The organism is Pantoea dispersa (assembly GCF_019890955.1).
Taxonomy (GTDB): Bacteria; Pseudomonadota; Gammaproteobacteria; order Enterobacterales; family Enterobacteriaceae; genus Pantoea; species Pantoea dispersa.
In genome coordinates this window covers 472,860-485,613 of the sequence record NZ_CP082347.1, presented here as the reverse complement: position 1 = coordinate 485,613, position 12,754 = coordinate 472,860, and the positions used below count along the sequence as shown (strand labels likewise).

Sequence of the window (12,754 nt, the reverse complement as noted above, 5' to 3'; positions counted from 1 at the left end):
TCTCGTCGCAACGCTTGAGCTGTGTGTTGCGTCACTATAGTAGCAACGAAAATTCTCCCCTGCTGACAATGTTCGATGAGTTAATTTTGTTGCCGGGATTCACAGCGCACGCTTCCGTCGCCATTTCTCCCGTTCGCGATGAGCTATCTCCGCTGTCCATGTTAACCCGCCCAGCGCGACTGGCGGATAACCCGGCAAAAATTCATCGGGCGAAATGCCGGTTGCTTATCAGCGATGACGTCAGCTTTCACGTTGCCGAAAGTCGTCGCCGGTTTGTGTTGAATGCCTTCATAAAATGCCTGGATAATTTCTTCTTTAAACTGTGCCGGACGGGGATGCTGCTGCACCACGGCTTCACGTTGCTCATCGCTGAAGTGATCATAGTCAATACCCAGCACATCCATCTCAACGCCGGCCGTCACCAGGGCGATTTCCCCGGCCATAAATTGCGGAATGCCGGGCGTCGTGTGCAGGGCAATCGCCGTCCACACTTTATCAATGTCCGCCTGGGCAACCCCGTAATGTTGCAGGAAATCGCGCGCCGCATTGGCGCCATCGACTTCAAAGCGCTTATCGCAACTGCAATGCTGTTGCGTCAGGCCCACATCATGGAACATGCAGCCAACGTAAAGCAGCTCGGCATCCACTTTGATCCCCAGTCGCTGACCTGCCAAAGCGCCCCAGTAAAAAACGCGGCTGGAGTGATGAAATAACAGATCCGATTCGATGTCACGTACCAGCGCGGTAGCATCGCGCGCCATTTTGCTGTCCGGAATACGAATGCCGTTAATCGTAAAACTCATGGTGATCTCTCCGCTTAGTGAAGTTGCGTTCAGCATAAAGCCGCGCGACAATGTCATGAATCTCTGTTTAACGATGATTTCAGACATTGCGATTTAAGCGGACAGCCAGACAATGACTCACCATCACATTACCCTTTTGGCCGTTCCCGGCGCCCAACTGCTGGATATTTCCGGGCCGCTGGATGTGTTTGCCGAGGCAAATCGGCTGCTGCATCGTCAGGTGTATCAGCTCAGCGTGATGTCGCTGCAGCACACCAGCATCCGCTGCTCGTCTGGTGTCCGGCTGGAAGCCGACGTTGCGCTCACTGCGGCGACACAGCATCGCGCCGATACCTTTCTGGTTGCCGGAGCACCTGACGCCAGCCAGATGCAGCTTTCCGCCAGTGAGTGCCAGCAGATTATCGCGCTCTGTCAGCGCAGCCAGCGTTACGGCTCGGTGTGTACCGGGGCGCTGCTGCTGGCGCAAACGGGTTTGCTGAACGGCAGGAAAGTCACTACTCACTGGGCGTGTGCGGAACGGCTGGCATTACTGCTACCCGATGCACAGGTCGAAGCCGATGCGCTGTATGTGGCGGATGGTGCATTACGCACGGCAGCGGGGGTGACGTCCGGACTGGATCTGGCGATGCGGCTGGTGGAAGAGGATCTCGGGCGCGAGCTGGCGCAGGAGGTGGCCGCCAGCCTGGTGATGTTCTTCCAGCGCCCGGTCACACAGGGACATTTTGTGCGTAAACAGCAGGTGTCCCTGGCCGGACGCAGCGCCTTTCAGGAGATGCAGCGCTGGGCAATCGCGCATCTGGCACAGATTCGCGGGCTGGAAGACCTGGCGGCGCACATGCACCTCAGTACGCGGCATTTAGCGCGTCTGTTTCAGCAGGAAATGCAGATCCAGCCTGGCGCATGGCTGGAGCAGGCGCGCATCAGCCACGCGCGGGCTTTGCTGGATGCCGGTGAGCTGCCGCTCAAAGCGATCCCGGCGGCCTGCGGTTATCACAGTGCCGATGTGATGCGCCGCGCGTTTGTCAAAGTAACCGGCATGACGCCGTCGCTGTATCGCAAAATGTTCCCGCCGCCGCGCTGAGTCTGCACCACTGTCTGTATTCTCGTCCGGCTGCGCCATCCAGCCGCTTATTCCAGCGTGTTGCTTTCCAGCTTATGCGTTGCAGTCCCGCGCGTTGACCACCAGCAGAGCAGCGAACCGAGGCAAACCATCGCCGTGCCTTGCCAGAAGGAGAAGGTCAGGCTGGAGTTAAGGATAAAAGCGGCTATCAGCGATGAAATGATAGGGATAAAGTAGGAGGCTGCGGCTAACAGCGTGACATTGCCGTGCAAAATGCCGACGTTCCACGCCGCATAGCCAAGCCCCATCGCCATCGCTGCCAGCGCCAGGCTGATGCACGCCTGTAGCGAAAACACCACGGGCGGCTGCGGTGATAGCAGCGATTTCAGCCACAGCGTCAGCGCAGTTAAGATGAAAAACAGCGTGATGCCGTTACTGCCTTTAGCGCTACTTTTTGTCACCACGCAATAAACCGCCCAAATCATCGCACCGCCAAATGCCAGACCATAACTGAGCGGATTATCCATCACGTTGTCGATCATTTCGCCCAGTGAAAACCCCCGATCTCCGCTCAGTACCCGACAAATACCGGCGACGGCCAGCAGGAGGCCGGGAATAATCAACGGGCTGGTCTTTTGCCGGTTAACCATCACCGTTAAAACGATGGTCATCGCCGGCCACAGGTAATTAACCATGCCGACTTCAATCGCCTGATGGCCGCTATGAGTAAAACCCAGCGACAGCGACAGGCAGAGCTCATAGCAGACAAACAGCAGGCTGCCGATCAGCAAATAGCGGCGGGGAAACTGGCGCAGGTCAGGAAAACCCACGGTGAGCAGCAACAGCAGGGCGCTGGCGCTGTAAATCAGCGCGGCACCGGTTACCGGACCAAAACTTTCACTGACGCTTTTTATTAATCCTACAATCGTGCTCCACAGCAGAATGGCCAGCAGACCAGTCAGGGTAGCTTTACTCTGCGGCATTACCCGTTACCTCAATGTGTGAAAAATCGCGGCGTGCTCGCCAGTGTGGCGGCTGGCGGGGACGCAGACAAGATGAATCTGCAGGTTGCCGATGTGACTGGCCGGAAAGCGCACCCGCCTGCAGGCAAAAATCTAAAAAAATATCCTGATTAAAATCAGTGTAATAGAGTAGTGATGTAAATCTTCGCTAAAAAATACCTTGCTATTAAATAGCGCGCTATATAAATTCAGTCTCAGTTCAGAACACGACCATCAAGTCATTATCATTTAAATAGCGTGCGATATAATCGCAAAAAACATTAAAGGAGTAATACCATGAAATTACAACACTCTCTGCTTGCCATGGCGATGGCTACTGCGTCGGTAAATAGCTTTGCTGACGCACCACAACCTGAACGTCACGTGCAACAGTTTTTACAGGCGCTGAACAGCAGCGGCGGCAAACCGATTGAGCAACTGTCACCGCAGGCGGCGCGTCAGGTCCTGATTGATGCGCAGAAGGGCGTAACGCTGCCGCCGGCCGATGTCACTGAAAAAACCATTCAGGTAAACGGCCAGCCCATTAAGCTGAATATCGTAAAACCGCAGGGCGCACAGGGTACGCTGCCGGTATTTATGTTCTTCCACGGCGGCGGCTGGATCCTCGGTGATTTCCCGACCCACGAACGTCTGGTACGCGATCTGGTGGTGGAATCTGGCGCTGCGGCCGTGTTTGTTAACTATAAGCCGTCCCCCGAAGCGCATTATCCGCTGGCCATCAATCAGGCTTATGCAGCGACACGCTGGGTGGCGGAACACGGCAGTGAAATTGGTGTCGATGGCAAGCGCCTGGCGCTGGTTGGTAACAGTGTCGGCGGTAACATGGTGGCGGCGGTCGCGCTGCAGGCTAAACAGCAGCAAACGCCAGCAATTCGTTATGACATCATGCTGTGGCCGGTAACCGATGCGCGCTTTGATACCGCTTCGTATCACCAGTTTGCCAACGGATATTTCCTGTCGCGGAACATGATGAAATGGTTCTGGGATGCCTACACCACCAAACAGAGCGAGCGCGACAATATTCTCGCTTCGCCACTGCGCGCCACAAAAGAGCAGCTGCAGGGCTTACCGCCAACGCTGATTCAGACGGCAGAACTGGATGTGCTGCGTGATGAGGGTGAAGCCTTTGGTCGCAAACTGGATGCCGCCGGTGTGGATGTCACCGTGACGCGCTATAACGGTCTGATTCATGACTACGGCCTGCTCAATCCGCTGAGCGAGGTGCCGGCGGTCCGCACCGCGATTCGCCAGGCGGCGGAAGAGCTGAAAACCCATCTGCAGTAAGCTTCAGGCCAGGCGCGGCGGCGTCTGGCCCGTTTATTTATCCTCGCGTCACTTCCACTTCATCTCACCGGTATTCACCTTCGCGCTCAGCTCCAGCGAGCTGACATCTGCTAAGGTTGGCCACGCCTGTTTCATTGCCTGAATCACCGCCGCGGAGCCTTTGTGCTGTTGCAGCGCCCGCTCAAAACTTTGCAGATAATCCAGCGTAAAGGTGACCGCTTTATCGCCCGCCGGACGCGCACCCAGATAGTGGCCGGGGATCACCACCTGCGGCTTCAACTGCTGCATTTCTCGCAATACCTGACGCCACTCTGCACGGCTGGCTGCGGTCTGGGTGTCCGCGGTCCAGGCATGAATGCCGGAATCCACCACTGTGCCACCGAGTATTGCCTTACTGGAGGAAATCCACACGTAGGCTGATTTTTCTGCCGCGTGGCGCAGCTCGATGCGCTCACCATCGACGCTAAACCGCGTCTGGTGGGTAATCTGCGGCACATACAGCTGGTGCGGCGCAGCGCCGTTCATCTGCGGTCCCCAGTACTGCAGCTTGGCATCTTTGGTCGCTTCGATATGTTCCACTACCAGCGGCGAGGCGACAATTTTGGCCTGCGGGAACGCCTGCACCAGCGGCTCAAGACCGAAGTAGAAATCCGGATCGCCCGAGGTGATCACGATGTGGGTCAGCTGCTTGCCGCGCGCTTTAATCAGTTCCACCAGCTTCTCGCCATCTTTGGGGCTGAACTGCGCATCAAACAGAATCGCTTCATGCGGACCGGAGACCAGCGTCGACGAGACCGGAAAAATTCCCTGTTCCTGTGGGTTATACACGTCTAACTGCAACGGAGCGGCAAAAGCCGGCGCGGCGGCTAGGGTGACCAGCAGCGCGAGTGATTTCATCTTCATGGCATCTTCCTTTTTACGGCAACGTGCCGTCACTGAAAGACGCTATTGTAAGCAAATCGCCAGCTGGCAGAATTCCCGCAATCAGATATGATCAGTTGCATAAAACGATCAGATGGAGCCTGCATGGACAGAGTGACGGCAACGCGGGTGTTTAACCGGATTTGTGAACTGGGAAGCCTGAGCGCGGCGGCGCGCGCGCTGGATATTTCGCGCCCGATGGTCAGTCGCTATCTTGATGAAATGGAGAAGTGGGCGGGCGCACGCCTGCTGCACCGTTCTTCACGGCGGCTGACCATTACCCCGGCGGGTGAGCAGATTTTGCATAAGACACGCGCGCTGGCCCGGCTGGCCGACGAGATTGAACAGCAGGGCGATGAGGGCAAACCGCAGGGCACGTTGCGCGTGGCCTGTGCACATTCAACCGCCACACACATTCTTGGACCGATGATTCCGGCGTTCCTCACGCGTTACCCGGCAGTACGTATTGAGCTGGAGATCAATAATCAGCCGGTCAGCCTGGTGGGTGAGCGCATCGACGTGGCCATTCGCATTACCGACGATCCGGAGCCCGGCGCGATTGCCCGCAGGCTGGGTGAATGTGCCTCGGTAGTCTGCGCTGCGCCGGCCTATTTAACGCAGCAGGGCGAACCGCAGACGCCAGCGGATCTGGCACAACATAATTGCCTGCACTACAGCCGCTTTGCCGGGCAGCGCTGGCAGTTTCACGATGCGCAAGGCGAGGCGGTTTCCGTGGTGGTGAGCGGCAATTTCAGCGCCGGTATTTCATCCGTGTTATGTGATGCCGCTATCGCCGGCTGTGGTGTTGCCATGGTGCCGGCAATGGAGGCACAGGCTGCGCTGGCCAGCGGTCAGTTACGTTGCGTACTGCCCGGTTTTCAACCGCGCACCTTAGGCATTTATGGCCTGTATATGTCGCGCGAACGACAGCCTGCGGTATTACGGGTATTTCTGGATGCGGTGATGCAGCAGTTGCAAAACCTCTGAATCATCACTGTGACAACGTCACTGGTGCCTGTCACGCGCTGTATGCGTTACGTAACACCGTTTCGACATACTGAACCGTGGCGTTAAGCGACAAATCCACCGCACAACTGCTACTATGCGCCGCGCCGCGGCAGTTGAGCAGCGCGCCGGGTTCCACTTTCACTCATTTTTACCTGCTTAACGGCATGGGGTAGCACCGTAATGTTTCACGATTTAGGCATCATCAATCTCTGGACTTTCCTGGCGGGCGCGCTGGTGATCATTCTATTACCCGGACCCAACAGCCTGTATGTGCTGCGCACCGGGATGAGTCGTGGGGCAAAGCCGGCCTGTCAGGCGATAGCCGGGGTGATGGCGGGCGATTTAATTTTGATTTTCCTCGCCTGGGCGGGCGTCGCGACGCTGATCCGTACCAGTCCGCATATTTTTATGGTGGTGCGTTATCTTGGTGCCATGTTCCTGCTGTATCTCGGCGTGAAGATTATCATCGGCGCGCTGCGCAAACGCAGCGGCGATCAACCGGCTGAAGCGGTAAAACAGGAAAACTATTTCCTGCGTGCGCTGCTGCTTGGCGTAACCAATCCCAAGGCGATTCTGTTTTACGTTTCGTTCTTCATTCAGTTTATCGATCCGCGCGTAACCCATACCGCGCCGGCGTTTGCCACCCTGGGTGCGCTGATTCAGGTGATCAGTTTCAGCTACTATTCACTGTTGCTGGTGGCTGGCGCGGTGATGGTGCGCTATCTGCGCAGCCGCACCCGCCTGGTCAAGCTGGCGAACATGCTGACCGGCATGCTGTTTTTTGGCTTCGCCGTGCGGTTAGTCAGCGCGCAAAGCTAACCCTTCTGACGCACGCCACTTCTTCAACGCCGCCTCCGCCTGCTGCACCCTAAAATGGCAACGCGATGATGCAGGCAATGCGCACAGTTTGTGCGCATTGCCTGCATCGGTGTGGCTGCCGCATCCATAAGTATTCCATCTTGTATCCCAGACCGTATCCTATCTGGCCCGGCGCATAACGGCCGCGCACACCACGCTATTCTGGCACGCAAACTGCACTCCTCCCGGAAGCCAATTAACCCGGGAGAACGATCATGTTTGATGCACTGCTGGATGAAGATGCCACCCAGCTGGCGGCGCGGGTGCGCGACGGCGAGGTTTCCGCGCGCGAGTTAACCCAGGCGACGCTGGATCGCCTGGAACAGCGTGAGCCGCTGATTCAGGCGTTTTGTACCCTGACGCCGGAGAGGGCGCTGGCACAGGCAGAGCAGATCGACCGCCGTCGTGCGCGCGGCGAGCCGCTGGGCGCACTGGCGGGTGTGCCGCTGGCGGTAAAAGATTTGATCTGTACCGCAGGTGTGCGAACCACGTCAGGATCGGCCGCCTACGCCGATTTTATTCCCGAAGAAGATGACATCACCGTTGAGCGCCTGCTGGCGGCCGATGCCATCCTGCTGGGCAAGACCACCGCGCCGGAGTTTGGCTACAGCGGTGTCGGCCATAATCCCCTGTTTCCCTCACCGCGTAATCCCTGGGATGTGAGCAAAACGCCGGGCGGATCGAGTGCGGGATCCGGCGCGGCGCTGGCGGCGCGGCTGTGTCCGATTGCGCTCGGCAGTGATGGCGGAGGATCGGTACGAATCCCGGCAGCCCATTGCGGTGTCTATGGACTCAAGGCCTCGATGGGGCGGGTGCCGCTGTGGCCGGGCTGCCGCGATGAACGTTATCCTGGCGTTTCCAGCTGGGAATCCCTTGAACATATCGGTCCGATGACGCGTAGCGTGCGCGACAGCGCGCTGATGATGTCAGTGATGGCCGGTCCGGACATGCGCGATCGGCACTCCATCCCATGCAGCGATGTTGACTGGCTGGCCAGTCTGGATCGGCCACTGCAGGGGTTGCGCATCGCTTTCAGCGCCGACTTTGGCTATATCGCCGTCGATGCGGAAGTGCGCGCCGTGGTCACCGCGGCCGCACGTCGTTTCGCTGCGGCGCTGGGCGCAGAACTGGAGGAGGTGGATCCCGGCATCGCTGACGAAAGCGCCAGCTTTGCTGCGCTGGTGGCGTTCGAAAGCGATCTGAGCGGCATGCGCCAGATGCAGAACCAGCTGGGAACAGCGATGTCACCGCACCTGAGTGCCATGCTGCAGCGCGACTGGCGCGCGGAGCATTTCACCGACGCCAATACCACGCGCAAAAAGCTCTGCAACCAGCTGTGGCGCTTTATGCAGCGCTACGATCTGCTGCTGTCGCCGACGCTGGCGGTGCCGCCGTTTGCGCTGCATATGCAGGGTCCGGAAGTCATTGATGGCCGCATGGTGCGCAGCGATCACTGGCTGTCGTTCTGCTTCCCGTTCAATTTTACCGGTCAGCCTGCCGCCTCGGTGCCTGCCGGCTTCACGGCCAGTGGTCTGCCGATCGGTATGCAAATTGTGGGTCGTCATCTGGACGATGGCCTGGTGCTGGCGGCCAGTGCCGCTTTTGAGCGCATCCAACCATGGAATCATCACTATCCTGCTGCTATTGGAGTTCTCCATGAGTAACAAATCTTCCCCTGCGCTGGAGCAGGAGTTCGAGCATGAGCCGGTGCCGCTTAGCCATCGCCACTCGACGGGTTCGGTGTCGGCGGTATGGTTTGGCTTTCCGATGATCCTCACCAATGCGCTGTTCGGCGGCATTATCACCTGGCATCTTGGCTTCTGGCCGGCACTGCTGGCGATTTTGCTGGGTAACCTGGTGCTGTTTGCCTATGTCGGCGCACTTAGCTGGTTCGCCGGACATACCGGTATGAACTTCGCGCTGCAGGCGAAGCGGACCTTTGGCACCAAAGGCTATATCCTGGTGTCCGGCTTTCTTTCTACCGTGGTGATAGGCTGGTACGCCTTCCAGACCGGCCTGACCGGGACGGTGATCAACCAGACCTTTGGCTGGAATGCGCTGGCGGTCACCGCGTTTGCCATGGTGCTGTATACCGGCGTCACCTTTCTTGGGGTGCGGGCGCTGTCGGTGCTGGGAATGATTGCCGCTCCGCTGTTTGTGGTGCTGGGGCTGGTTGCGCTGTGGCTGGTGAGCAAGGATCATGATTTCACCACGCTGACCCAGTGGCAGGGCAGTCCGGAAGCCGCTGGCGCCATGAGCATGGGCACGGCGGTCACCATGGTGATTGCCGGCTTTGCGGATTCCGGCACCATGACAGCGGATTTCACCCGCTGGTCGAAGGACGGCAAATCAGCGGTGATCGCCGCGTTTTCCGCGTTCCCGCTGGCGAATGTGATTTCCTATCTGTTTGGCGTGGTGATTGTCGCCGTCGGCGCGGCGGTCGATCCGCTCAGCAACGGCGGTAACTTCCTGCCGCTGCTGATGGGGCACGGCATGCTGCTCTCCGTCATTGCCTTTCTGTTTGTGTTTATCAACCTCGGTTCGGTGTGCACGCACTGCCTGTATAACGGCGCGGTCGGTTTCAGCCATCTGTTCAGCAGCAAAATGCGCCTGTGGACGCTGATCCTCGGGGCCATCGGTGGCGTGCTGGCGCTGGCCGGCGTGTGGTCCTGGTTCCTCGAATGGCTCAGCCTGCTCGGCATGGTGGTGCCGCCGTTTGGCGCAGTGATGATTGTTGATCTGATCTTTATGGCGAAAATCAGCGAACAGCGTCAAACACGGCGCCTGCGCGGCAGCGCGTTCGCCGCCTGGGCCATCGGCAGCCTGTGTGCGGTGATGGCCCACCTCGAATTCCCGCAGTTTGGTGAAGCGGTTATCGGCCTGGTCACCGCGGCACTGAGCTATACGCTGATTGTGAAATGGAAACCGGAAAGCAGCACGGCGGTAATGGAGAAAAGCAATGCCTGATTATATCGTTAATTCAACCCCCTATCCGTGGCCGTTTGACGGCAACTGCACGGTGCAAAATACCGCGCTGCTGGTGATTGATATGCAAACCGACTTCTGCGGCAAGGGCGGCTATGTTGACACTATGGGTTACGACATCTCCCTGACGCGCGCCCCCATCAAACCGCTGCAGCAGGTGTTAGCGCGCATGCGCGAATCCGGCTTCCCGATCATCCATACCCGTGAAGGCCATCGTCCGGACCTGAGCGATCTGCCGGCCAACAAGCGCTGGCGATCGCGGCGGATGCAGGCGGAGATTGGTGCACCAGGGCCCTGTGGTCGCATTCTGGTGCGCGGTGAGCCAGGCTGGGAAATCATTCCCGAGCTGACGCCGCTACCGGATGAAGTGATTATTGATAAACCCGGCAAGGGCTCTTTTTACGCCACCGACCTTGAGCTGACTCTGCACAGTCGCGGTATCCGCAACTTAATCATCAGCGGCATCACCACCGACGTTTGCGTGCATACCACACTGCGCGAAGCCAACGATCGCGGCTTTGAATGTCTGGTGCTGAGCGACTGCTGCGCGGCGACGGAGTTGAAGCATCATGAGGCGGCGCTCAGCATGATTCATATGCAGGGCGGTATTTTTGGTGCAGTGGCGGACTCGGCAACGCTGCTGGCCGCGCTGAACAGCCTGGCAGCGGCGCGGGTGAGCTAATCCGGCAACGGACGCGAATGGCGGGCTGGCCAGGCGTTGAGGTGCCGGGCCAGCCACAACCGCACACCAACCCTGCGCGGGCGTGATGATGCAGTCTGACCGGCCTCCGCCGGTCATGGCCAACCTCAGCCAACGTTGCCGGCAATCGTCAGATAGTCGGTATACATTTGCGGTGCGCCGGAGAACGAGGCCATGGTGCGCCATTCATCATACATACGCTCGCTCTCCTGATGGTTTTTCACAAACCTCAGCGATTTTTCGGTTGAGACGTCCATCGTCGGATGGAAGCTGTTGAGCGAGTCGAGGCTTTCGATCACCAGCATCACCGCATACTGCTCACTTCGATTACCGCCGGTGCCCTTCAGCATGTGAAACTTCCAGCCGGGATAGTCATCAATGCGCGCGACGTTCTCAATCATAAAGCGATCAAAGTCGGCAGCCGTCACGCCAGCGCGTAGTGCCAGATGATGAAAACCGACCACGCGTGCCACCGCAGGTTGAGCATCGGGCTGAAAGTTCGGGCCGGGCGGCAGTGAACTGTGGCGGTTTTCTGCCAGCAGCGAGAAGGTGGAGAAGAGCGTTGGTAACTCCCCATAGGTGGCAAAGTTTTTCCACTCCTCAAGCAGCGCGCTCGCCTCGGGCCGTTGTTGCCAGAAGGCGATGGCCTCAGCCGTGAGTGCTCCTGTGGGGGTGATATAGCGGTCATATTCGGGCTGGCTGGGAGCCTGATACAGCATCAGGTATTGTTCCTGGCGTTCGCCGCGCAGGCCTTTTAACAGCGACCATTGCCAGCCCGGATAAGCAGGAATCTGCGTGCCGCGCGCCTTGAGAAAGGCTTCGAAGGTCGCGGCATTAACGCCTTTCTTCAGATTGAGCCCGACGTAGTGCAGGCTGAACACCGGTTGCGTTGAGGTTGTCATAGAAACTCCTTGTGAATATGACAGGGCAAAGGCGCTACTTCGCTGTCAGAGCGAAACGCGCCGCGAAAGTCACCAGCAGCAACATCACGATGCCGGCGCTGAGCGTGGTGGTCAGGGACGTAAGCTGGGCGCTCAAGCCAATCAGCGCCGGGCCCAGCAGTAGCCCGGAATAACCGCACAGCGTGACGGCCGGTATGGCGTAATGCGCGGCGACAGTGCGCTGGTTACCCGCCGCGTTGAACAGAATCGGCACGATATTGGCCAGACCGATACCCACCAGCACAAAGCCGAGCAGGGCGCTCCACAGCCAGACGGAGAAAATCGCTAATGCCAGCCCTCCGCTGGCGACGAGACCTCCCCAGGTGAGCACGCGGCGACTGCCATAGTGATTAATCAGCCGATCGCCAAACAGGCGCAGCGTGGCGACAGCCGTGGCGTACAGCGTGAAGCTGAAACCGGCCAGCTGCATCGACATGGCGCGTTCACTGTTCATAAACACCGCTGACCAGTCGAGCATGGCGCCTTCGGTGAGAAACAGCAGGAAACACAGCAGGGCAATCAGCACCACGTTACGGTGCGTCAGGGCGCGCAGCGTACCGCGCGTTGGTTTTGCATCCGTGCGACGACGGGGCAACAGGGCGGTATGGCTCATCAGCAGCAGCAACACAATCAACACACACAGCGGCAGCAGCGCCAGCAGAGGCGCAACCTGTAGCCACAGCAGCAGACTCACCGCGCCGGCGCCAGCAATGCTGCCAAGACTGTAAAAGCCGTGAAAGCCCGACATCATGCTGTCCCCGGCCTCGCGCTCCACGATCACCGCCTGATAATTCATGCTGACATCCATCAGTCCGTTGATCGCACCGAAGAGCAACAGCGCGCCCGCCATCGGCAGCGGTGCGTTTAGCAGCATCAGCAGCGGCAGATCCAGCGCCAGTCCGGCACCGCACAGCAGCAGCAGCGTGCGACAGCCAAAGCGGGCAATCAGCGCGCCGGTAAAGGGCATAACTGACATGGAGCCAGCGGCGATACAGAACAGCAGCAGCCCCAGCATGCCGTCATTGATCGCCAGTTGCGCTTTGGCGAAGGGAATAAGCGGCGCCCAGGCGGCCATGCCCAGTCCGGCGATAAAAAATAGCGTGCGCGTCGCGCGCTGCTGGCGCAGGTTAAGCAGATTACTGTTCATCATCACATCCCGGTGTAGTACGGCG

At 58.7% G+C, this 12,754-nt stretch carries 13 protein-coding genes; 7 read left to right on the top strand and 6 right to left on the bottom strand.

Annotated elements, in window-relative coordinates:
- Positions 1-161: 161 nt before the first annotated feature.
- Positions 162-803: an HD domain-containing protein gene (locus tag K7H94_RS20955; RefSeq protein WP_222952135.1), complete on the bottom strand. Its 642-nt coding sequence runs from the start codon at positions 801-803 to the stop codon at positions 162-164.
- 112 nt (positions 804-915) lie between these two features.
- Between K7H94_RS20955 and K7H94_RS20950 the strand changes: the two genes are divergently transcribed.
- Positions 916-1,884, top strand: coding sequence for a GlxA family transcriptional regulator (locus tag K7H94_RS20950; protein ID WP_222952134.1), 969 nt, complete (start codon positions 916-918; stop codon positions 1,882-1,884).
- Positions 1,885-1,931: 47 nt separating this feature from the next.
- Here the strand turns inward: K7H94_RS20950 and yddG are convergent, their stop codons facing one another.
- Entirely contained in the window at positions 1,932-2,846 is a 915-nt protein-coding gene (gene yddG, locus K7H94_RS20945; protein ID WP_136547317.1) for an aromatic amino acid DMT transporter YddG, read from the bottom strand.
- Between the two features lie 342 nt (positions 2,847-3,188).
- Between yddG and K7H94_RS20940 the strand changes: the two genes are divergently transcribed.
- Complete coding sequence (locus K7H94_RS20940) at positions 3,189-4,169, top strand: alpha/beta hydrolase (RefSeq protein ID WP_420874739.1); 981 nt, start codon at positions 3,189-3,191, stop codon at positions 4,167-4,169.
- A gap of 48 nt (positions 4,170-4,217) precedes the next feature.
- Here K7H94_RS20940 and K7H94_RS20935 read toward each other — a convergent pair whose 3' ends face one another.
- Positions 4,218-5,072 carry a Vmh family MBL fold metallo-hydrolase gene (locus K7H94_RS20935; protein ID WP_222952132.1) on the bottom strand — a complete coding sequence of 285 codons (855 nt, stop codon included), beginning with the start codon at positions 5,070-5,072 and terminating at the stop codon, positions 4,218-4,220.
- Positions 5,073-5,195: 123 nt separating this feature from the next.
- On the opposite strand from K7H94_RS20935, the gene K7H94_RS20930 reads away from it, so the two are divergent.
- A complete protein-coding gene (locus K7H94_RS20930; protein ID WP_222952131.1) occupies positions 5,196-6,077 on the top strand; it encodes a LysR family transcriptional regulator in 882 nt (293 codons plus the stop codon).
- A 31-nt stretch (positions 6,078-6,108) separates the two neighbouring features.
- Here K7H94_RS20930 and K7H94_RS23185 read toward each other — a convergent pair whose 3' ends face one another.
- Complete coding sequence (locus K7H94_RS23185; protein WP_260467644.1) at positions 6,109-6,240, bottom strand: hypothetical protein; 132 nt, start codon at positions 6,238-6,240, stop codon at positions 6,109-6,111.
- 38 nt (positions 6,241-6,278) lie between these two features.
- Here K7H94_RS23185 and leuE point away from each other — a divergent pair, with 38 nt between their 5' ends.
- The 4 genes from leuE to biuH all read left to right on the top strand — a co-directional run bounded on the left by leuE (position 6,279) and on the right by biuH (position 10,623).
- Positions 6,279-6,917 (top strand): leucine efflux protein LeuE, encoded by a 639-nt coding sequence (gene leuE / locus K7H94_RS20925; protein WP_058770263.1) that lies wholly within the window; start codon positions 6,279-6,281, stop codon positions 6,915-6,917.
- Positions 6,918-7,171: 254 nt separating this feature from the next.
- Positions 7,172-8,620: an amidase gene (locus K7H94_RS20920; protein ID WP_222952130.1), complete on the top strand. Its 1,449-nt coding sequence runs from the start codon at positions 7,172-7,174 to the stop codon at positions 8,618-8,620.
- A complete protein-coding gene (locus K7H94_RS20915) occupies positions 8,613-9,923 on the top strand; it encodes a purine-cytosine permease family protein (RefSeq protein ID WP_222952129.1) in 1,311 nt (436 codons plus the stop codon). The genes K7H94_RS20920 and K7H94_RS20915 overlap by 8 nt, the downstream gene beginning before the upstream one ends.
- Entirely contained in the window at positions 9,916-10,623 is a 708-nt protein-coding gene (gene biuH, locus K7H94_RS20910) for a biuret amidohydrolase (protein ID WP_222952128.1), read from the top strand. The genes K7H94_RS20915 and biuH overlap by 8 nt, the downstream gene beginning before the upstream one ends.
- A 125-nt stretch (positions 10,624-10,748) precedes the next feature.
- Here biuH and K7H94_RS20905 read toward each other — a convergent pair whose 3' ends face one another.
- Complete coding sequence (locus K7H94_RS20905) at positions 10,749-11,543, bottom strand: hypothetical protein (protein WP_222952127.1); 795 nt, start codon at positions 11,541-11,543, stop codon at positions 10,749-10,751.
- 34 nt (positions 11,544-11,577) lie between these two features.
- Complete coding sequence (locus tag K7H94_RS20900; protein WP_222952126.1) at positions 11,578-12,732, bottom strand: MFS transporter; 1,155 nt, start codon at positions 12,730-12,732, stop codon at positions 11,578-11,580.
- Positions 12,733-12,754 lie beyond the last annotated feature (22 nt).

Coding starts and splice junctions, on each gene's coding strand:
- K7H94_RS20930 (WP_222952131.1), top strand. CDS start 5,196: ATGGACAGAGTGACGGCAACGCGGGTGTTTAACCGGATTTGTGAACTG.
- biuH (WP_222952128.1), top strand. CDS start 9,916: ATGCCTGATTATATCGTTAATTCAACCCCCTATCCGTGGCCGTTTGAC.
- K7H94_RS20940 (WP_420874739.1), top strand. CDS start 3,189: ATGGCGATGGCTACTGCGTCGGTAAATAGCTTTGCTGACGCACCACAA.
- K7H94_RS20955 (WP_222952135.1), bottom strand. CDS start 803: ATGAGTTTTACGATTAACGGCATTCGTATTCCGGACAGCAAAATGGCG.
- leuE (WP_058770263.1), top strand. CDS start 6,279: ATGTTTCACGATTTAGGCATCATCAATCTCTGGACTTTCCTGGCGGGC.
- K7H94_RS20920 (WP_222952130.1), top strand. CDS start 7,172: ATGTTTGATGCACTGCTGGATGAAGATGCCACCCAGCTGGCGGCGCGG.
- K7H94_RS20900 (WP_222952126.1), bottom strand. CDS start 12,732: ATGATGAACAGTAATCTGCTTAACCTGCGCCAGCAGCGCGCGACGCGC.
- K7H94_RS20905 (WP_222952127.1), bottom strand. CDS start 11,543: ATGACAACCTCAACGCAACCGGTGTTCAGCCTGCACTACGTCGGGCTC.
- K7H94_RS20950 (WP_222952134.1), top strand. CDS start 916: ATGACTCACCATCACATTACCCTTTTGGCCGTTCCCGGCGCCCAACTG.
- yddG (WP_136547317.1), bottom strand. CDS start 2,846: ATGCCGCAGAGTAAAGCTACCCTGACTGGTCTGCTGGCCATTCTGCTG.
- K7H94_RS20935 (WP_222952132.1), bottom strand. CDS start 5,072: ATGAAGATGAAATCACTCGCGCTGCTGGTCACCCTAGCCGCCGCGCCG.
- K7H94_RS20915 (WP_222952129.1), top strand. CDS start 8,613: ATGAGTAACAAATCTTCCCCTGCGCTGGAGCAGGAGTTCGAGCATGAG.